The organism is Streptomyces sp. NBC_00286, assembly GCF_036173125.1.
Lineage (GTDB): Bacteria > Actinomycetota > Actinomycetes > Streptomycetales > Streptomycetaceae > Streptomyces.
On sequence record NZ_CP108054.1, the window covers coordinates 3071805 to 3088675 of the forward strand.

19 protein-coding genes are annotated in these 16871 nt (G+C 68.6%); 6 read left to right on the forward strand and 13 right to left on the reverse strand.

Annotated features, from left to right (window positions below):
- Positions 1-162: 162 nt before the first annotated feature.
- The 4 genes from OHT21_RS13680 to OHT21_RS13695 all read right to left on the reverse strand — a co-directional run bounded on the left by OHT21_RS13680 (position 163) and on the right by OHT21_RS13695 (position 4571).
- The gene (locus OHT21_RS13680) at positions 163-1566 is read right to left on the reverse strand and encodes a hypothetical protein (protein WP_328768554.1); all 1404 of its coding nucleotides are present in this window, start codon (positions 1564-1566) and stop codon (positions 163-165) included.
- The gene (locus OHT21_RS13685; protein WP_328768555.1) at positions 1559-2095 is read right to left on the reverse strand and encodes a DUF6114 domain-containing protein; all 537 of its coding nucleotides are present in this window, start codon (positions 2093-2095) and stop codon (positions 1559-1561) included. The genes OHT21_RS13680 and OHT21_RS13685 overlap by 8 nt, the downstream gene beginning before the upstream one ends.
- A 218-nt stretch (positions 2096-2313) precedes the next feature.
- Complete coding sequence (locus OHT21_RS13690; protein WP_328768556.1) at positions 2314-2946, reverse strand: DUF6230 family protein; 633 nt, start codon at positions 2944-2946, stop codon at positions 2314-2316.
- Positions 2947-3587: 641 nt separating this feature from the next.
- Entirely contained in the window at positions 3588-4571 is a 984-nt protein-coding gene (locus OHT21_RS13695; RefSeq protein WP_328768557.1) for a tetratricopeptide repeat protein, read from the reverse strand.
- A 250-nt stretch (positions 4572-4821) separates the two neighbouring features.
- Here OHT21_RS13695 and OHT21_RS13700 point away from each other — a divergent pair, with 250 nt between their 5' ends.
- Positions 4822-5451, forward strand: a complete 630-nt coding sequence (locus OHT21_RS13700) for a TetR/AcrR family transcriptional regulator (RefSeq protein ID WP_328768558.1) — start codon at positions 4822-4824, stop codon at positions 5449-5451.
- Between the two features lie 434 nt (positions 5452-5885).
- Positions 5886-6020, forward strand: a complete 135-nt coding sequence (locus OHT21_RS13705) for a hypothetical protein (protein WP_328768559.1) — start codon at positions 5886-5888, stop codon at positions 6018-6020.
- A 305-nt stretch (positions 6021-6325) separates the two neighbouring features.
- On the opposite strand, the gene OHT21_RS13710 is transcribed toward OHT21_RS13705, so the two are convergent.
- The 3 genes from OHT21_RS13710 to OHT21_RS13720 all read right to left on the reverse strand — a co-directional run bounded on the left by OHT21_RS13710 (position 6326) and on the right by OHT21_RS13720 (position 9016).
- Positions 6326-8026 (reverse strand): acyl-CoA mutase large subunit family protein, encoded by a 1701-nt coding sequence (locus OHT21_RS13710; RefSeq protein ID WP_328768560.1) that lies wholly within the window; start codon positions 8024-8026, stop codon positions 6326-6328.
- A 75-nt stretch (positions 8027-8101) separates the two neighbouring features.
- Positions 8102-8440, reverse strand: coding sequence for a DUF3817 domain-containing protein (locus tag OHT21_RS13715; RefSeq protein WP_328768561.1), 339 nt, complete (start codon positions 8438-8440; stop codon positions 8102-8104).
- A gap of 66 nt (positions 8441-8506) precedes the next feature.
- Positions 8507-9016 (reverse strand): MarR family winged helix-turn-helix transcriptional regulator, encoded by a 510-nt coding sequence (locus tag OHT21_RS13720; protein ID WP_328768562.1) that lies wholly within the window; start codon positions 9014-9016, stop codon positions 8507-8509.
- Positions 9017-9464: 448 nt separating this feature from the next.
- Here OHT21_RS13720 and OHT21_RS13725 point away from each other — a divergent pair, with 448 nt between their 5' ends.
- Positions 9465-10691 (forward strand): MFS transporter, encoded by a 1227-nt coding sequence (locus OHT21_RS13725; RefSeq protein ID WP_328768563.1) that lies wholly within the window; start codon positions 9465-9467, stop codon positions 10689-10691.
- Positions 10692-10743: 52 nt separating this feature from the next.
- Here the strand turns inward: OHT21_RS13725 and OHT21_RS13730 are convergent, their stop codons facing one another.
- Positions 10744-11658, reverse strand: a complete 915-nt coding sequence (locus OHT21_RS13730; RefSeq protein ID WP_328768564.1) for a PepSY domain-containing protein — start codon at positions 11656-11658, stop codon at positions 10744-10746.
- 124 nt (positions 11659-11782) lie between these two features.
- Between OHT21_RS13730 and OHT21_RS13735 the strand changes: the two genes are divergently transcribed.
- Positions 11783-12448 carry a response regulator transcription factor gene (locus OHT21_RS13735; protein WP_328768565.1) on the forward strand — a complete coding sequence of 222 codons (666 nt, stop codon included), beginning with the start codon at positions 11783-11785 and terminating at the stop codon, positions 12446-12448.
- 139 nt (positions 12449-12587) lie between these two features.
- Here the strand turns inward: OHT21_RS13735 and OHT21_RS13740 are convergent, their stop codons facing one another.
- The 4 genes from OHT21_RS13740 to OHT21_RS13755 all read right to left on the reverse strand — a co-directional run bounded on the left by OHT21_RS13740 (position 12588) and on the right by OHT21_RS13755 (position 15233).
- Positions 12588-13064: a MarR family winged helix-turn-helix transcriptional regulator gene (locus OHT21_RS13740; protein ID WP_328768566.1), complete on the reverse strand. Its 477-nt coding sequence runs from the start codon at positions 13062-13064 to the stop codon at positions 12588-12590.
- Positions 13065-13162: 98 nt separating this feature from the next.
- The gene (locus OHT21_RS13745) at positions 13163-13954 is read right to left on the reverse strand and encodes an AIM24 family protein (RefSeq protein ID WP_328768567.1); all 792 of its coding nucleotides are present in this window, start codon (positions 13952-13954) and stop codon (positions 13163-13165) included.
- The gene (locus tag OHT21_RS13750) at positions 13951-14601 is read right to left on the reverse strand and encodes an AIM24 family protein (RefSeq protein ID WP_328768568.1); all 651 of its coding nucleotides are present in this window, start codon (positions 14599-14601) and stop codon (positions 13951-13953) included. Before OHT21_RS13750 ends, OHT21_RS13745 begins: the two co-directional genes overlap by 4 nt.
- Positions 14601-15233, reverse strand: coding sequence for an AIM24 family protein (locus OHT21_RS13755; protein ID WP_328774076.1), 633 nt, complete (start codon positions 15231-15233; stop codon positions 14601-14603). Before OHT21_RS13755 ends, OHT21_RS13750 begins: the two co-directional genes overlap by 1 nt.
- Before the next feature lie 251 nt (positions 15234-15484).
- Between OHT21_RS13755 and OHT21_RS13760 the strand changes: the two genes are divergently transcribed.
- On the forward strand, positions 15485-15829 hold the full coding sequence (locus OHT21_RS13760; RefSeq protein WP_165340630.1) for a DUF3817 domain-containing protein: 345 nt from the start codon (positions 15485-15487) through the stop codon (positions 15827-15829).
- On the forward strand, positions 15826-16119 hold the full coding sequence (locus OHT21_RS13765) for an MTH1187 family thiamine-binding protein (protein ID WP_328768569.1): 294 nt from the start codon (positions 15826-15828) through the stop codon (positions 16117-16119). Before OHT21_RS13760 ends, OHT21_RS13765 begins: the two co-directional genes overlap by 4 nt.
- A gap of 13 nt (positions 16120-16132) precedes the next feature.
- Here the strand turns inward: OHT21_RS13765 and OHT21_RS13770 are convergent, their stop codons facing one another.
- A complete protein-coding gene (locus tag OHT21_RS13770) occupies positions 16133-16819 on the reverse strand; it encodes a DUF4389 domain-containing protein (protein WP_328768570.1) in 687 nt (228 codons plus the stop codon).
- Positions 16820-16871: the final 52 nt, after the last annotated feature.

A 16871-nucleotide genomic window follows, 5' to 3' on the forward strand; every position in this document is an offset into this window, starting at 1 on the left:
GCGGGCGGTGCCCCCACCGCCGCACGGCCGCATCACCCAAGTACGTCCAGTACGAGGGCGATGCGGCCGCACACCGATGCTCCCCCACTGCCTGAAGGGCGTGGGAGGTGCCCCCAGCACCAGACGCCGCGCGCTGATCCGCGAAGATCGGAGAGACAGGACCTAGCCGAGCGGCGTGCTGAACTGCTGCAGGCCGGGGACGGTCAGCGTTCCGCCGAACTGGGCGGCCTGGACCACCTTCACATTGGTGAAGTAGATCAGCGGGATGTTCAGCGGCGGAGGGTGCTCCGGGCTGAACGTGACCGGTATCAGACCGAGCAGGTTGCCGGAGATGCTCTCCGTGTACATGACCGTCTTGCCGTCACGGATGGTGGACGTGGTGCCCTTGCCCGCCTGCACATGGTGCTTGGCGCCGGCCCGCTTGTCGTCGACGGTCTGGTGCAGATCGCCAATGTCGGTGCCGTCGGAGATCACGTACTTGAGGACCTCCTTGACCGAGCCGTTGGCGGTCTTCACCTTGACGACGCCCTGGTAGTCGGCGCCCTTGAGCAGCAGTGAGCTGGCCTCCAGCTGCCAGGGGTCGTCGGCCAGCGGCGGGATGCCCTTCTCGAGGCCGCCCTCGTCCTCCGTGGCGGTCGGGCAGTTCTCGGGGGCCGCGCTCTCGGACGGGCTGGGGGACGGGGTGGCCTCACCGGCCGCCTCCTCCGCCTTCTCCGCGGTGTCCTCGGCCGCCTCGGACGCCTTGTCCGTTACGTCCTTTGCCGCGTCCTCGGCCTTCCCTGCCGCGTCGCCCGCAGTGTCCGTGACGTCCTTGGCGGCGTCCCCGACGGTGTCGGTCGCCTTGTCCGCGGCGTCCCCGGCAGCACCCTCGGCCTTCTCGGTCTCGTCGTCCGCCTTGTCCTCGTTCGCCGACGGAGAGGGAGTGGGCGACGGGCTGGCAGCCGCCTCCTCTTCCGCCTTCTCCTTGTCGTCGGGCGTGAAGAGGTCCTCCAGCGCCTTGCCGAGGCCCAGCGGGTCGAGCGGGTGGTTGCTCTCGGACGGAGAAGGAGACGGTGCCGGCTCCTCTTCGTCCGGCTTCTCGGGAGCCGGTTCGGCGGGCTCGGGCTCGGTCTCGGGCTTGTCGTCGGAACCTGAATCCGACGAAGAGCCGTTGTCCGACGAGCCGTTGCCCGTGGAGTTGCCGCCCGCGGAGTTGTCGCCCGAAGCGCCCTCACCTGAGGAGCCCTGCTCTGGCTCTTGCTCCTTCTTGTCGTCGGACGCGGGGTCGCTCGTGGAGGGGGACGGCGAGGGCGAGGCGTCCTTGCCTTCCTCGGACTCCTCGATCGCGTCGACGCACTCCTTGTACTCGTCGATCGTCAGGTTCTTCGGCGACGGCTTGTCATCAGCCCGGGCGAGGGGCGTGATCCCCATGCCCATGAGGATCGCCGTGGGCATCGACGCGATGGCTATCGCCTTGCCCGCGGGCATCTGCAGCCTCGTCAGCAAGGGCTTCTTGGGGGCTGCATGCCGCGGCCCGGTTCTCGCCCGGAGCTCTCCCGACTCCACGCGGTGGACCTCCTCAGGCACGGTGCCTCCCATTCGCCCCGTTGCTCGGGCTCGTTCCTGACAGATCGTTCGGCTCGCTCGCTCCGCCCGGCGTCATGGCCGCGGGAGCGCCTCCTTCGTCCGTACGATCCGTCTTGGCCGGCTCCGCCGCGGGCTCCTCGCCGGGCGCCCAGGACACGGCCATGGCGCCGCCGAACAACGCGAGCAGGAAGCCGACGAGGAACCCGCCGAGGTTGGACACCGGGATGGACACCAGCGCCAGCAGGATCGCCGCCACGCCGGCGAAAACCCGTACATGCTTCTGGAACCACAGGCTGATCCCGAGCACGATCAGCAGCACGCCGATGATCAGGGAACCCGCGCCCGCGGTCGTGGCCATCGCCAGGGTCAGATGACCTATCTGGAGATTCGCGTACGGGAAGTACATGATCGGGATCCCGCCGAGCAGGATGAACAGCCCAGCCCAGAATGGCCGGGTGCCCCTCCAGGCGCGGAACTGCAGCCGCCTATCGGTGAACTGGCTGCGCGTGGCTGGAGTGTCGGCGCTCATGGAAAACAGCTCCCTGGAACGGCGTTGCTGTGAGAGGTGAAAGCTGGGGCGTGGTGTGAATGTGGGGGGGTGGCGAGTGTACGGACCGGGTGGCGCCGGACGGACGCCGAATGACGACATCCGACGGACCTGCGTACGGACTTCACATACGGACTTCAAAGACGAGAAGGAGGTGTGACGGGCGGGGAAGCGGGACTCCCCCACCCGTCACGGAGTGCCTAGTAGCACTCCTTGACGCCCGGGGACAGCTTCATCGTCAGCCCGCTCAGCTTGAAGGTTCCGGCAGTGGTCGCCCACGCCGTCTGCTTCACGTCCTTGAGCTGGACCGAGTCAGCCTGCTGCGCGAAACCGTACGGGTTCGCCTTGTCGCCCTTGGCGATGCCGGGACCCTTGTTGGCGTCTCCGGCGGCCACACCGATGTCGATGTTGCGGAACTCGGCGTCGGCCTCCAGGTCGGCGACGTCGATGTACAGGTTCTCCGCCTCGACCGGCGTTTCACCGGCACCGGCCCTGAGGACGAGGCTGACATTGCCGAGCACCGGGATGTTCGGCGTGACGACGGACTGGCACAGGTTCTTGATCGTCGCCGTCTTGAACGCCGAGACGGCGACGGGGTGCATCGACTTCTTGCCGGAGAGGGTGTACCCCTCGTCGATGGCGCCGTACTGCGAAAAGCCTTGGCCATCAAGCTGATCGGTCGTCACCTTGAACGACTGACCCGACACACTGAACGACGCGGCGAGAGCGCTGTTGGCCAGGGCCATGCCTATCGCGGCGGTCGCGGCCACGCTGGGCACCATGACCACGGCGAACCGCTTCCATCTCGTCCCGCCACGCACATGGGACTCCATATTTCCTCCTTCTCGGACGTACATCTCCGGCCCTGACGGCCCCCGGTCGGCGGCTCAGTCGGGCAGGGATGGGAGAAGTGCTACGTCCTCGGGAAGGAGAGCGCCCGTACTCAGAGACGCGAAGGGCGCCCCAACACAAGCGATCACCCCCGAGCGACAACCACTGGTCGCGCCTGAACACTTCACGCACAACCTGCCGGACAGGCTCCGCTCGCAAGCAGAGACCCCCCTGTCCAAGGAGTGACGCCACTGCCGCCGCTCCTACTCGGTGGGGACCCAGTGAAACCCGTTGCCCCGATTGGCTGTCGGGAACGGGAATGGACCGAGCGTGGCCGATCGTGGTCCATTCGCGCCGCCGCCGCAAGGGGGTTCGTTACTGGCTAGTAACGGCCGGATAACCCTTCAACGACCCGCCGGTATCGGCCGACGACGCAGGGTGCCCCCGAGGTGAGTACCAAAACCATTGATCCTTGGACGGAATCCGACAGATCACCGCCCGTCACTTACTCCAAGTAACAGCGGCCGCGTTTACCAAGATTTGGTAAAACGCGGCCGCGGGGTCGCTCAGTCGACAAATCTCTCACTCACGCAACAGGGGTCACAGTGGTTACCCCGGTGGATCATGCGCAGATCAGGACCGGTCAGAACAAAGCACGGGCAAGTGCTCTGCGTGCGGCGGTCACTCGTGGATCGTCACTGCCGACGACCTCGAACAGCTCCAACAGCCGTACACGCGCGGCGTCCCGGTCGTCACCGACCGTACGCGCCACGGTGTCGACGAGCCGCCCGAACGCGTCCTCGACATGACCACCCACCAAGTCCAGGTCGGCGGCGGCGATTTGCGCCTGCACGTCAGCCGGCTTCTCGGCTGCGTCCTTACGCACCTGCTGCGCATCGGCGTTCTGCACGCGCTGGAGCAACTCGGCCTGGGCGAGGCCCAGTTTGGCCTCCGTATTACCCGGGTCGTCACTCAGCACGTTCTTGTACGCCTGCACCGCACCGCCCAAGTCCCCCGCGTCCAGGGCCTGTACGGCGGCTTCGAGCAGCGCGTCGTACGGACCGGCCGGCACCGTGGGAGCCGCCTCGGCCTCGCTGCCCGGCCCGGCCTCGGCGTCCGCGTCGACCGTGAGGCCGGTCAGACCGAAGCGCTGCTCGGCGACCTGGATGAGCTGGTCCAGGGTGCCCCGGATCTGCTGCTCGGGGGCGGCGCCCTGGAAGAGCGGCAGGGCCTGTCCGGCCACCACCGCGAAAACGGCCGGGATCCCCTGGATCCCGAACTGCTGCATCAACATCTGATTGGCGTCGACGTCGATCTTGGCGAGGACGAACCGGCCGTTGTACTCGACGGCGAGCCGCTCCAGGAGCGGGCTCAGCTGCTTGCACGGCTCGCACCACTCGGCCCAGAAGTCGATGACGACGGGCACCTCGGTGGAGCGCTGCAGGACGTCCCGCTCAAAACCCGCCTCGTCTACGTCGATGACAAGGCTCGTTGCGGCGACAGCGCCTCCCCCGCCCTGCTTCGCCGCTTCGGCGCGCGACTGCTCCGCCTTCGCCTTGGCCTCCTGGGCCGCCTTCACCGCGGCGAGGTCGACGACTCCGCTCATGGACATGTTCCGTGGCTGCATGAGTTCATCTTCCCCCTTCCGCGTACGTACCGGAAAAGCACGGTGAAAGCCGGGCCTGCCGCGAGGCGCTCGACGCCGGGTCCCCACCTGGCGCCGCGTGGTCGTCGCTGCGGTCGTCGCTCGTAAGCAGGCTTTCGCTACGACCCGTAGCGTAACTGGACGGGGAACCCCCACGGAACCAACTCCCGGTGATCTCCCTCACCTTGTCCGCCCTTCTCAAGTCCCAGGAGCAGCCCGATATGGTCACCGGATGCAGAACCGCACTTGCGCCCCACGCGCCACAGGAGGCCGCCCGCGCAGCGCCGCCGCGGACGCCGCGATCCTCGCGGCGACGCGGGCGGCACTGGTCGAACTGGGCTGGTCCAAGCTGACGTTGGGCGATGTGGCGATGCGCGCGGGCGTCGCGAAAACGACCCTCTACCGCCGCTGGTCCGGCAAGAACGAACTGGTCGTGGACGCGGTGGCCGCCCTCTTCGACGAACTCGAACTCCCCGACCGCGGCAACCTCGCGGCGGACGTCGAGGGCGTCGTCCTCCAGTTCGCGGCGATCCTGGCCCGCCCCGAGGCGAAGAGCGGCCTGATGGCGGTGGTAGCGGAGTCGATCCGCGACGACGCACTACGCGACCGCATCCGCTCGTCGATCGTGGAACGCCAGAAACTCCTCGTCCTGGAGGGCCGCGCCCGCGCTCAGCAACGCGGCGAACTCCCGGAGGAGAACGACCCCGAAGCCGCGGCCCGCACCGCGGACCTCATCTTCGACGTCATCGCGGGCGCGGTGATACATCGGGCCCTGGTAAGCGCGGAGCCCGTCGACGCGGCCTGGACGCGGAGCTTCACGAGGCTCTTGCTGAACGGCTTGACGGCGTCGGCGGCGACCTGAGACCGCTCGACTAGTGGATCCCGCCGCCCAGTTCGAACACCTCGGCCTGGGTGTGGCCGGCGACGTGTCCGCGCGGCGGGCGGTTGCGTGAACGGTGGCTGATCGTGGGCTGGGCGGGGGGCTGGTGTGCTGTACTTGGATGCGGAGAGGGCGCCGCCTGAGGACAGTGATGCTTTAGTCAAGCGGATGCCCAAGCTCACCAGGAGCCCGTCGGATGTCCCCATCCTGGTTGGGAATATCCGGCTAGCTGCTGAGCCACCAGGTGGGCCCCACTCGGAGCGGGTACTCCGAGAGGGGCCCGGCTCCACAGGAGCCTGTCGGATGTCCCTACCTAGTATGGGGACATCCGACTATCTGCTGAGCCACCAGAGAAGGAGGGCCCCGCTCGGAGCAGCAACTCCAAGCGAGGCCCCGGCTCACCAGGAGCCAGTCGGATGTCCCCAGACCGAGTGGGGATATCCGGCTACCTGGTGAGCCACCAGAGCAGCCACCTCCTCGCGTGCTTCGCCACTCGCTCCGACAAGAGCCGGATCAGCCGCATGACGAGAGTCGGTTTCTGCTCCTCGTGACAGCCCATGCGGAGGCGTCCTCCCTTCGACGTGAGGCGGCCAGTCACGGTGCCGGGACCGCACTCGTCGGGCCGGGCCCCGAGGAAGCAAGGGGCCCGGAGTGAAGGGAGGACGCGCCCCATCGGGCACGTCACGGGCTTGAAGTCTACCGCCCCGAACTCACCTGCTGTGACGGCTACTTCACCATCCGTGCGCAACGTCCGGACGGATCACGCAGCAAGCCACGCATCAAGTCGGCACGGAACACAAAGGGCGGCGAGGGGACAACAACCCCTCGCCGCCCTCAGCGGACAGCACCGCCGACGCTAGAACCCCGCCGGCTCCGTATAAACCCCCCACTCCTCCCGGAGGGCGTCGCAGATCTCGCCCAGGGTCGCCTCCGCCCGTACCGCGTCCAGCATCGGCTCGATCATGTTCGAACCGTCCCGCGCGGCGGCCAGCATGGCGGCCAGGGCGCCGCGGACGGCCGCCTCGTCGCGGCCCGACCTGCGGTCGGCGAGCACCCGTACCTGCTCCCGCTCCACCTCGTGGCTGACCCGCAGGATCTCCAGGTCACCGGTCACGGAGCCGTGGTGGACGTTCACCCCGACCACCCGCTTGTCCCCCTTCTCCAGGGCCTGCTGGTACTGGAAGGCGGACTCGGCGATCTCGCCGGTGAACCAGCCGTCCTCGATGCCCCGCAGGATCCCGGAGGTGATGGGGCCGATGGGGTGCTGCCCGTCCGGGTGGGCCCTGAGCCCCCGCTCCTTGATCTGCTCGAAGATCTTCTCGGCTTCGGCCTCGATCCGGTCGGTCAACTGCTCGACGAACCACGAACCACCCAGCGGATCCGCCACGTTGGCGACCCCGGTCTCCTCCATCAGCACCTGCTGCGTACGAAGGGCGATCTCGGCCGCCTGCTCGGACGGCAGCGCCAGGGTCTCGTCCAGGGCGTTGGTGTGCAGGGAGTTGGTACCGCCGAGGACCGCCGCGAGGGCCTCGACCGCCGTACGCACCACGTTGTTGTACGGCTGCTGTGCCGTCAGCGAGACACCGGCGGTCTGCGTGTGGAAGCGCAGCCACTGCGCCTTCTCGGACTTCGCGCCGTACACGTCCCGCATCCACCGCGCCCAAATCCGCCGCGCCGCCCGGAACTTGGCGATCTCCTCGAAGAAATCGACGTGTGCGTCGAAGAAGAAGGACAGGCCGGGGGCGAAGACGTCCACGTCCATGCCGCGGGACAGGCCCAGTTCCACGTAACCGAAGCCGTCGGCAAGGGTGTACGCCAGCTCCTGCGCGGCCGTCGAGCCGGCCTCACGGATGTGATAGCCGGAGACGGACAGCGGCTTGTACGCGGGGATCTTCGACGCGCAGTGCTCCATCAGGTCGCCGATGAGGCGCAGATGCGGCTCGGGCTGGAAGAGCCACTCCTTCTGCGCGATGTACTCCTTGAAGATGTCCGTCTGGAGCGTGCCGTTCAGGACGGCCGGGTCGATGCCCTGACGCTCGGCGGCGACCAGGTACATACAGAAGACCGGTACGGCCGGCCCGCTGATCGTCATCGACGTCGTGACATCACCCAGCGGGATGTCCTTGAACAGGACCTCCATGTCCGCGGCGGAGTCGATCGCGACCCCGCAGTGCCCGACCTCGCCGAGCGCACGCGGATCGTCGGAGTCGCGCCCCATGAGCGTGGGCATGTCGAAAGCCACGGACAGACCACCGCCGCCGTTGGCGAGGATCGACTTGTAGCGCTCGTTGGTCTGCTCGGCGTTCCCGAACCCGGCGAACTGCCGGATGGTCCACGTCCGCCCTCGGTAGCCGGTCGCGTAGAGCCCCCGTGTGTAGGGGTACTCCCCCGGCCAGCCGATCCGCTCGAACCCGTCGTACGTGTCTCCGGGCCTCGGCCCGTACACCGGCTCCACCGGATCGCCGGAAAGCGTCGTGAAGTCGGCCTCACGCTTGCGTGAAGCGTCGTACCGGGCCTGCCAGCGTCGGCGGCCCTCTTCGATGGCGTCAGCGTCCATACCTTCGAATTTACTAGGACGTCCAAGTAAATGTCGATGGGAGACCGCCGTGGACTACGCCACGGCGGTGATGGGTCAGGCCTTCGCGACCGCGGCCGGGTCGTCCACGACCTTGGCCTCCAGCTCGCGGGTGACCTTGCGCTCCACGAAGAAGGCGGCCGTCGGCACCGTACCCGCGAGCAGCACCCACAGCAGCTTCGGCACCGGCCACTTCGCCTTGGAGCCCATGTCGAAGGCGAACACCAGGTAGACGACATACAGCCAGCCGTGCGCGATGCTGACCACGCGCGTGAAGTCCGCGGCGCCGTCCACGTCGAGCACGTACTTGCCGACCATCCCGATCACCAGCAGGACCAGCAGGACACCGGTGACGTAGGCCATGACGCGGTAGCGGGTCAGCACGCTTTTTTTCATGCGTACGAGCGTAACCGGCGGTTTCGTACGATCTTCGGGCGCCCCCGGGCCCCGTACGCCCTGCTGCTACGCCTCTTCGAAGTCGTGCGCGGCGATGCGCAGCGGCCTCAGCATCGCGAAGATCTCGGCGCACTCCTCCGCGTCGTACACCCCGAGGCCGAAGTCCATCGCCATCAGGTCGCGGGTGGCCGCCTCGACGACCTCGCGGCCCTTGTCGGTGATGGAGGCGAGCGTGCCACGACCGTCGTTGGGGTTGGGGCGTTTGTCCACCAGACCCGACCTGACCAGCCGGTCGATGGTGTTCGTCACCGACGTGGGGTGCACCATGAGCCGTTCGCCGATCTTGGACATCGGCAGTTCGCCGGCTTTGGAGAAGTTGAGCAGCACGAGTGCCTCGTAGCGCGCGAACGTCAGCCCGTACGGCTTGACGACCGCGTCGACCTCGGCCAGCAGGATCTGGTGCGCGCGCATGATCGAGGTGATCGCGGCCATGGACGGCACGGACCCCCAGCGCTGCTTCCAGAGTTCGTCGGCGCGGGCGATGGGATCGAAAGGAAGACTGAGCGGCTTCGGCACGGCAAAGACCCTACCGGCCAGTCATATCCTGGTCAGCCCCGTCTCGCGGATCGGTCCCCGACGCCCGGGATCGATCCCCGACACCCGCCGTACGTCCCGTACGCCGCACCTCCAGCGCCAGCAGTACGCAGCAGACGGTGCCGAGCACCCCGACTGAGCCACCACCGTGCTGACCGCGCTCGACGGGCCTGGAGGCCGGCGGCCGTCGGCACCTGGCACCGGCGGCCGCGTCGATGGCATTCACGCCCGGCTGGCTGCGCGGGGGCCCGAGGGCCCTGGTGGTCAACTCCCGGCACCCGCTGTTACGTTGACCGCGTGTTCCTCCTCTTGGCATAGGGCCCGACCCGGCCCGCGATCGGCAGCGTGTCGACGCCGCCGTCGCGGGGATCAGGCGTCCCTGTTTGCCCGGGCGCCCGTCTCGGCGCCCTCTTCTTGAGGAACTCTTCGCATGGCTGCGTCTTCAGCGCGGCCTTCGTATGCCGCGGTTCTGCGCATGCCCTATGCCAAGCGCACCTTCACCGCCGCCGTCGTCGGCCGACTCTCGTACGGGATGGTCTCGCTGGCCGTGATGCTGGCGGTGAGCCGGGCCACCGGGTCGTACGCCGTGGCCGGCACCGTGATGGCGCTCTTCGGCGCCGCCAGTGTGGTTCTGACGCCCCTGCGGGCGGCCCTGATCGACCGGCATGGTCCGCGCCGGGCGTTGCCGCCCATGGCCGGGCTGTACGCGGGGATGCTCGGCGTGCTGGCCGCGGTGAGCTGGCGGCCGGGGGCGCCGCCCGTGCTGTTGGGGGTGGTCGCCGTCGCCGCCGGGAGCTGTACGCCGCCGCTCGGAGCCGCCATGCGTGCCGTATGGGGTGAACTCATCGCGGACCGGCGGCTGTTGCAGCGTGCCTACAGCCTGGACGGGGTCGCCGAGGAGCTGACGTTTGTGACCGGGCCGCTGCTGGTGGGGCTGGTCGTCGGGTTCGCGCCTCCCGCCGCCGGGGTCGCCGTCAGCGCCGTGCTGGTGGGGGTCGGGACCCTCGGGTTCGCCATGTCTCCGGCCGTGCGAGGCGTGACCGTACGGGCCTCGCGCGTACGCCTGCGGATGCGGGGTTGGCGTGGGCTGCTCCAACCCGTCGTGGTCGCCGGAGGAGTGGGGCTCGCGCTGGGAGCCGTCGAACTCCTGGTGCTGGCCTTCGCCGAGCAGCGGCATCACGGGGACGACGCCATCGCCTGGGTACTTGCCGCCCTGTCGGCGGGCAGTGCGGTGGGCGGGCTCCTGAACGGTGCCGTCAACTGGCGTGTGTCCGCCCGCGTTCGGCTTCCGCTGCTCGCGGTCGGCCTGGCCCTCGCCCTGGGCGCGGCCGGTTGGGCACCGGGCCTCTTGACGCTCTCCGCCGCCATGGCTGTGGCGGGGCTGTTCGTCGCACCGGCACTCACCACCTCGTACCTGCTCGCCGACGAAGCCGCGCCGCCGGGCTTTCGCACCCAGGCCGGTGCGTGGGTCAACACCGCCGTGAACGCCGGCTCTTCGGCCGGTGCCGCCGCGGTGGGACTGCTGGTCGGACAGCTGCCGCTCGCCCTGTGCTTCGCCGCGTCCGGCGGTGCCGCGCTGGTCGCGGCGCTCGCGTCCTGGCGCGGCAAAGCCTCCCCGGCGGTGCACACCGGGGAGGCTGTGGAAGTCTCCCGCTGACGTTCAGACGCTGAGTCGGTAGAGGGCAGCTGAGCCCGTCGTGTCGGCTGACTCAGCTGTCCGAGCCGTCGTCGTCAGCGTCGTGCGCGTCGTCAGCGTCCGCGTCGGCGTCGGCGTCGGCGTCGGCGTCGGCGTCGGCGGAGTCCTGGTCACCGGACTTGTCCGCCGTGACCTTGGCGGTCTTCAGGTCTACGTTCCACTCGCGCTCCGTGCCGCCCGAGGCGCGCGTCTCGGCGTCCCAGGCCTTGGACTTGCCGTCCTCGTCCAGGTCGACCGACGTGACCGTGCCCCTCGCGGCGGCGGCCTTCGCGGCCTCCTCCGCGGAGACGGACGAGCCCTTCAGGGCGGCGCGGACCTGCGCGGTGTCGGCGCCGTCCTCCTGCTCGACGTGCGAGCCGAGGACCTTGCCGGTCGCCGGGTCTATCTGGATGCTGTGCCAGGTGCCGCCCTTGGCGAGGACGTCGACGTCCCAGGCCGCCGGGCCACCGTCGTCCGGGCCGTCCAGGTCGGCCGAGACCGCGGTGCCGGGCGTGTGGCGGAGGGCGGAGCTGATGGCCTCGGCCGCTGTGACCTTGCCGGACGCGCCCTGAGCGGCGTCGTCGGACCGGCCGGCGCCGGCCTGGCCGTCGTCGGCGTCACGGCCGTCATCGTCACGGCCGTCGTCGGCGTCACGGGCGTCGGTGCCACCTTCGTCGTCGCCACGGCCATCGTCGGCGTCACGGCCGTCGTCGGCGTCACGGGCGTCGGTGCCACCGTCGTCCGCGTCACGCCCGTCCACGTCACGGCCGTCGGTGTCGCCCGCGTCCTCGTCACGGCCGTCGTCATCGCGACCGTCCCCGGCCGGCCGCACGCTCGACGGCTTCGTCGTCGCCGCCCCGTCGTCGCTCGTGACCGCGAGTGCCGTCGCCGTGCCGCCTCCCACGAGGGCCGCGGCGGCGATGGTGGCGATGACGATGTTGCGCTTCATGGGGTTTCCTCCCGAGTTGGTCTGCTACGCCGTGTTCGACGTGGACCAATCTGCCGAAGGCCCGCTGAAGCGAAGCTGAAGCACCCTGAAGACCGTTTCAGGTTCGCCCTGCGAAGCTGACCCCATGCGCCTGTTGATCGTGGAAGACGAAAAGCGGCTCGCCCTGTCCCTCGCCAAGGGACTGACAGCCGAGGGCTTCGCCGTGGACGTCGTCCATGACGGCCGGGCCGGCCTGCACCAGGCCGGCGAGGGCGCGTACGACCTCGTCATCCTCGACATCATGCTGCCCGGCATGAACGGGTACCGGGTGTGCGCCGCCCTGCGCGCCGCCGGTCACGACGTGCCCATACTCATGCTCACCGCCAAGGACGGCGAGTACGACGAGGCGGAGGGCCTCGACACGGGCGCCGACGACTACCTCACCAAGCCGTTCTCGTACGTCGTCCTGGTGGCCCGTGTGAAGGCGCTGCTCCGGCGGCGCGGATCCGCGGGCGCGTCCCCCGTGCATGTGATCGGTGAGTTCAGGGTGGACACCGCCGCGCGGCGCGTCTTCCGGGGCGAGGAGGAAGAAATCGCCCTCACCGCAAAGGAGTTCTCGGTCCTCGAGCAGCTCGTGGTGCGGGCCGGCGAAGTCGTCTCCAAGTCCGAGATCCTGGAGCACGTCTGGGACTTCGCCTACGAGGGCGACCCCAACATCGTCGAGGTGTACATCAGCACCCTGCGCCGCAAACTGGGCGCCTCGCTGATCCGGACCGTACGGGGGGCCGGTTACCGCCTGGAGGCGAGGTGAGGCGCGCCCCTAAGGAGGCCGCAGGCCTCTTAGGGGCGCGGGGCTGTGACATTTGCGGCTCCGCCGCGTGGGCGCGACCAGCCACAACCGGACCCGCAGCTTCGAACACCATCCCAGCCAAGCGCTCAGCGCCTCGCCGTCACGGTCGACCCCGTTGCCCCCGCAGATGTCCCGCGATCGGCGTCAGGGACTTGTGGAGTGCTTCCAGTTCCTCCGGCGGGATGAGGTCGATGAAGTGCCGCCGCACAGACGCCACATGGTGTGGCGCGACCTTCTTCATCGTGTCCATGCCGTGGTCCGTAAGCACGGCGTACAGCCCACGGCGGTCGGACTCGCAGTTCTCCCGCCGCACCAGGTCCGCGTTCTCCATACGCGTGATCTGGTGCGAGAGGCGGCTCTTGGACTGGAGGGTGGCGGCCGCGAGGTCGCTCATCCGCATCCGCAGGCCCTCCGATTCCGAGAGGTTCACCAGGATCTCGTAGTCGTTCATTGTCAGGCCGAACGGCTGGAGGTCCCTTTCGAGCTGGTACGTCAACAACCTGTTGACCTCCAGGTGGGTGCGCCAGGCGCACTGCTCCGCATCGGTCAGCCAGGGCGTGGCCGTTTCGGTCTCCATGAATGGATTCTACCTAAGATGTTGAAAGGTGAACTTATGAGGGTTTTATTCAGCTGTCGGTGCGCACGCGTTCGATGTCACACTCCGCAGACTACCGCTCACAGCCCGAAGCGACGCTGTAGATCTCCCAGCTGTCCGGGAAGGCGCGGTGATCCGGACGGTTGCCCACCGTGTGCCCCGCCACCACCGGGTACCCCCGGCTCGTTCGGAGTCAGCCCCGTCACCTGCTCGGCCATCAGCGTCTCGCTGGACTGCAGCAACACCGTGCCGGCGCCCACGAACTCGAACTGATGCTCCTCCCCCGAGGCCCCGCCCATGCCCGTCAGGGCACGTAGACCGCCCATCAGGCCTGTCATATAGCCGTGGTCGTAGTGATGGCACGGCGAGGGGCAGTCCGCCCAGCCGACGAGGGCCTGCGGATCCACCCGGATCGGCGGCTCCATGAACACCACCGGACCGTTCGAGGCGGCCACGAACTTGCCCGTCCCGATGAGCGTCAGAAAGCCCGGCACGATCGACTGCTTGAGCGCGAGACTTGGCTGAAAAGCTAGGAGGTTGCCTGAGCGAATGGTCAGGTTGCCCTCGTCCAGATCGTACGAATTCACGTCGAAGGCCCGGTCGGCGAGCAGCATCTTGCCCGAGCCCGAGGCCACGACCCAGTCGCTTGCGTGCAACGGCGAATGAAATGACGTCCGGACAAGACGGTCCAGTCGCCCGTGCCCGATGCCGTTGAACTCCATCGAGCCGTAGTACGCGATCATCTTGCCCTTCTGCAGGAACCACTCGCTCCCCTTGAGCTCCACACAGAAGGTGTAGTTGTTGACGTTGTCGTCGGACGGCAGCGTCATCGGGTCGTGGATCACGGGGCCCGTCCCCGGGTAGGCGGTCACAGCTTCTCCTCCGAGGCCTGGACGAACACCGCGCCGCTGCCGCTCAGCTCCAGCTGGAAGGCCTCGCCCGAGCCGCGGCCCACCATGTCGCGCCAGCCGAGCGCGGTGGACAGCTTGTTGCGTACGTCGCCGTGATGCGCCACGTACGCCTGCGGGTCGACGTGGACGGGGCGCTGCGGAGTGATCGGCACCTCGATGATCCCGCCGTGCGCCATGACGGCAACCGCGCCGTGGCCCTTCAGGGTCGTCGTGAACAGGCCCTGGCCGGTGACCTGGCCGCGCACCATGCCCATGACCCCGCCCTGCGAGCCCATGAACATCGTGCCCTGCTCCAGCGTCCCGTCGAAGGCCAGCAGCCGGTCCGCCTCCACGTACAAGGTGTCGCCTGTGAGGTTGATCACTTCGACGTGGTGGCCGCCGTGTCCGAACAGGACGGTGCCCGAGCCCTCCACCGTCATCAGTGGCGCCGCCTCGCCCGCGGCCCGGCGGCCGATCATCGACATGACGCCGCCCTGGCCGCCCTGCATGTTCGGGGTGAAGGAGACCTCGCCCTTGTACGCGAGCATCGCGCCGCGCTGGCTGAACAGCCGCTGCCCCGGCGCGACCGTGGCCTCGATCACCTTCGAGTTGACCTCGCGGAACGGCATCAGACCTCCCCGCCGATGGTGTTGCGCTCGCTGGGCTGTACGTACACGAGCCCGTCGCCCTCGAAGCGGATCTGGAAGGCCTCGCCGCCGCCCTCGCCCATGAAGGTGCGGAACGTCACACCTGACTGGAACGACTGCCGCAGATTGCCCTGGTGGGCGATGTACGCCCCGGGGTCGACGGTCAGCGGATACTGCGAGCTCACTCGCAGCACCACCGCGGGACCGTCGGACATGATCGCCGCCTGGCCGTGACCCTCGATGGTCGTCGTGAAGAGGCCGTTGCCCTGCGAGGCGCCGCGCATGCCCGTGAAGGACGTGCCCGTACGCAGCGCCGAGTCCGTCGCGAGCAGATTGCTCGACTCGACGAAGAGCTTGTCGCCCTGGAGGGTCACGAGGTTGATCTCGCTCGCCCGGTCCGCGAACCAGCAGGTCCCGTGCCCTTTCACCTCCATCAGCGTCATCTGCTCGCCGGTGAGGCGCCGGGTCACCATCCCCCGTATCCCCTCCCCGCCGCCGCTCATCTTCTTGAAGTCCATCTGCCCGTCGTACGCCACCATCGAGCCGTTCTTCGCCTTCACGGCATCGCCGGTCATGTCGACGGCCAGCACCTTGCTGCCCTGGAGTCGGAACATCGCCACGGTGTGAAGGTAGCCGCCGGGCGCGGCCGGTGACAGATCCTCCGGGATGATCCCGACCCTGAACCCACCCTGATCGCACCGCTGGGCGACCCGTGCGGGACGCGTGGTCGAACCCCTGAACGCGGTTCGGCCCCCCACGCCGGTCCGTGTCGGCGTCGGATGCCACAATGGGAGCCGCTTGTGCGTACGTTCACAAACCGCCGCAAAGCGTGACCCTCTACCGCCACTGCCATCGAAGGTGACTCGTGGACATCAAGACCGCCTCCGCCCTCCGCCGCCTCCGTCTGGTCTCCGCACCCGAGGCGATCTCGTTCCTGCTGCTGCTCGTCTGTTCGGTGCTGAAGCGGACCACGGACTTCAACGCGGTGCCCGTGATGGGCATGATCCACGGCGTCCTCTTCATCCTGTACGTGCTCTTCTGGGCCGACGCGTGGAACCGTACGAAGTGGTCCCTGAAGACGGCGGCCCTGTACTTCATCCTCTCCGTCCTCCCGGCCGGCGGCTTCGTCGCCGAGCGCAAGCTGAAGCGCGAGGCCGAGAACGCGGTCATCGCGTCGCGCGCCCGCCAGGAAGGGATCGTCAACGCATGATCGTCGCCTTCTCCGTGACGCCGCTGGGCGTCGGCGACGACGTGGGCGAGTACGTGGCCGACGCGGTGCGCGTCGTACGCGAGTCGGGGCTGCCGAACCGTACCGACGCGATGTTCACGTCCGTGGAAGGCGAGTGGGACGAGGTCATGGACGTCGTCAAGCGCGCCGTCGCGGCGGTCGAGGAACGCGCGCCGCGTGTCTCGCTCGTCCTCAAGGCGGACGTCCGTCCCGGCGTGACGGACGGCCTCACGTCCAAGGTGGAGACGGTCGAACGGCACCTGTCCGCCTGAGGCGTTCTTTCCGTCACTTGCTCAAGTCGGGCGCCGGGACCTTCGCCGTCGACGGCTCCTGCCCGCCCATGTCGAGCCGGAACGGCGGGTACTGGTCGGTCATCAGCGCGGCGTAAGCCATGACGCGGGCGGTCCAGCGGGCGAGGCCGAGCAGGAAGTCGTAGAGGTGTCCCGGGTAGCGGGCGGTGAACGCGAGGATGACCACCGCCACCAGGGACAGGAACGGCATGAGGCCGCCGCCCCGCCAGCCGTGCTCCCCCGAACCCCAGCCGCCGGCCAGGAACCCGACGACGATGTACTGCGGGATCGCCAGCAGCCACCACTTCACCAGGACAAGGCCGCGGGAGAGCCGCTCGGGATAGGCGACGTCGAAATGCGCCGGGTAGTCGGGTACGTCCGCGAGAGTGAACGGCGGGTACCGGTCGGTGCCGAGTGCGGTGTGGGCGTAGTAGGTCACGCGCCAGTTCCAGCGCATCACGCCGACGTTGAAGTCGAAGAGGGACCGCGGGTACCGGGCGGTGAACAGGATGGCGAAGAACGCGACGATCGTCACGAGCACGAACGCGATCCCCAGGAAGAACAGCACGATGTAGTGCGGGATGGCGAGAAGCCACTTCACCAGCCACAGCCATCGGGACAGCCGGGGATCGAGCGAGGCTTCGAGACGGACAGGCGACGCGGGGGCAGGGGGCGCGGTCACGTGGCGGGCTCCTTCCGGTCCCCCCGGTCGAGATGATCACCGTCAGGAACTC

What these genes read in the sequence shown, in the direction of transcription:
- OHT21_RS13685 (WP_328768555.1), bottom strand. Translation starts at nt 2,095, where the DNA reads ATGAGCGCCGACACTCCAGCCACGCGCAGCCAGTTCACCGATAGGCGG.
- OHT21_RS13690 (WP_328768556.1), bottom strand. Translation starts at nt 2,946, where the DNA reads ATGGAGTCCCATGTGCGTGGCGGGACGAGATGGAAGCGGTTCGCCGTG.
- OHT21_RS13695 (WP_328768557.1), bottom strand. Translation starts at nt 4,571, where the DNA reads ATGCAGCCACGGAACATGTCCATGAGCGGAGTCGTCGACCTCGCCGCG.
- OHT21_RS13700 (WP_328768558.1), top strand. Translation starts at nt 4,822, where the DNA reads ATGCAGAACCGCACTTGCGCCCCACGCGCCACAGGAGGCCGCCCGCGC.
- OHT21_RS13705 (WP_328768559.1), top strand. Translation starts at nt 5,886, where the DNA reads ATGTCCCCAGACCGAGTGGGGATATCCGGCTACCTGGTGAGCCACCAG.
- OHT21_RS13710 (WP_328768560.1), bottom strand. Translation starts at nt 8,026, where the DNA reads ATGGACGCTGACGCCATCGAAGAGGGCCGCCGACGCTGGCAGGCCCGG.
- OHT21_RS13715 (WP_328768561.1), bottom strand. Translation starts at nt 8,440, where the DNA reads ATGAAAAAAAGCGTGCTGACCCGCTACCGCGTCATGGCCTACGTCACC.
- OHT21_RS13725 (WP_328768563.1), top strand. Translation starts at nt 9,465, where the DNA reads ATGGCTGCGTCTTCAGCGCGGCCTTCGTATGCCGCGGTTCTGCGCATG.
- OHT21_RS13730 (WP_328768564.1), bottom strand. Translation starts at nt 11,658, where the DNA reads ATGAAGCGCAACATCGTCATCGCCACCATCGCCGCCGCGGCCCTCGTG.
- OHT21_RS13735 (WP_328768565.1), top strand. Translation starts at nt 11,783, where the DNA reads ATGCGCCTGTTGATCGTGGAAGACGAAAAGCGGCTCGCCCTGTCCCTC.
- OHT21_RS13740 (WP_328768566.1), bottom strand. Translation starts at nt 13,064, where the DNA reads ATGGAGACCGAAACGGCCACGCCCTGGCTGACCGATGCGGAGCAGTGC.
- OHT21_RS13750 (WP_328768568.1), bottom strand. Translation starts at nt 14,601, where the DNA reads ATGCCGTTCCGCGAGGTCAACTCGAAGGTGATCGAGGCCACGGTCGCG.
- OHT21_RS13755 (WP_328774076.1), bottom strand. Translation starts at nt 15,233, where the DNA reads ATGTTCCGACTCCAGGGCAGCAAGGTGCTGGCCGTCGACATGACCGGC.
- OHT21_RS13765 (WP_328768569.1), top strand. Translation starts at nt 15,826, where the DNA reads ATGATCGTCGCCTTCTCCGTGACGCCGCTGGGCGTCGGCGACGACGTG.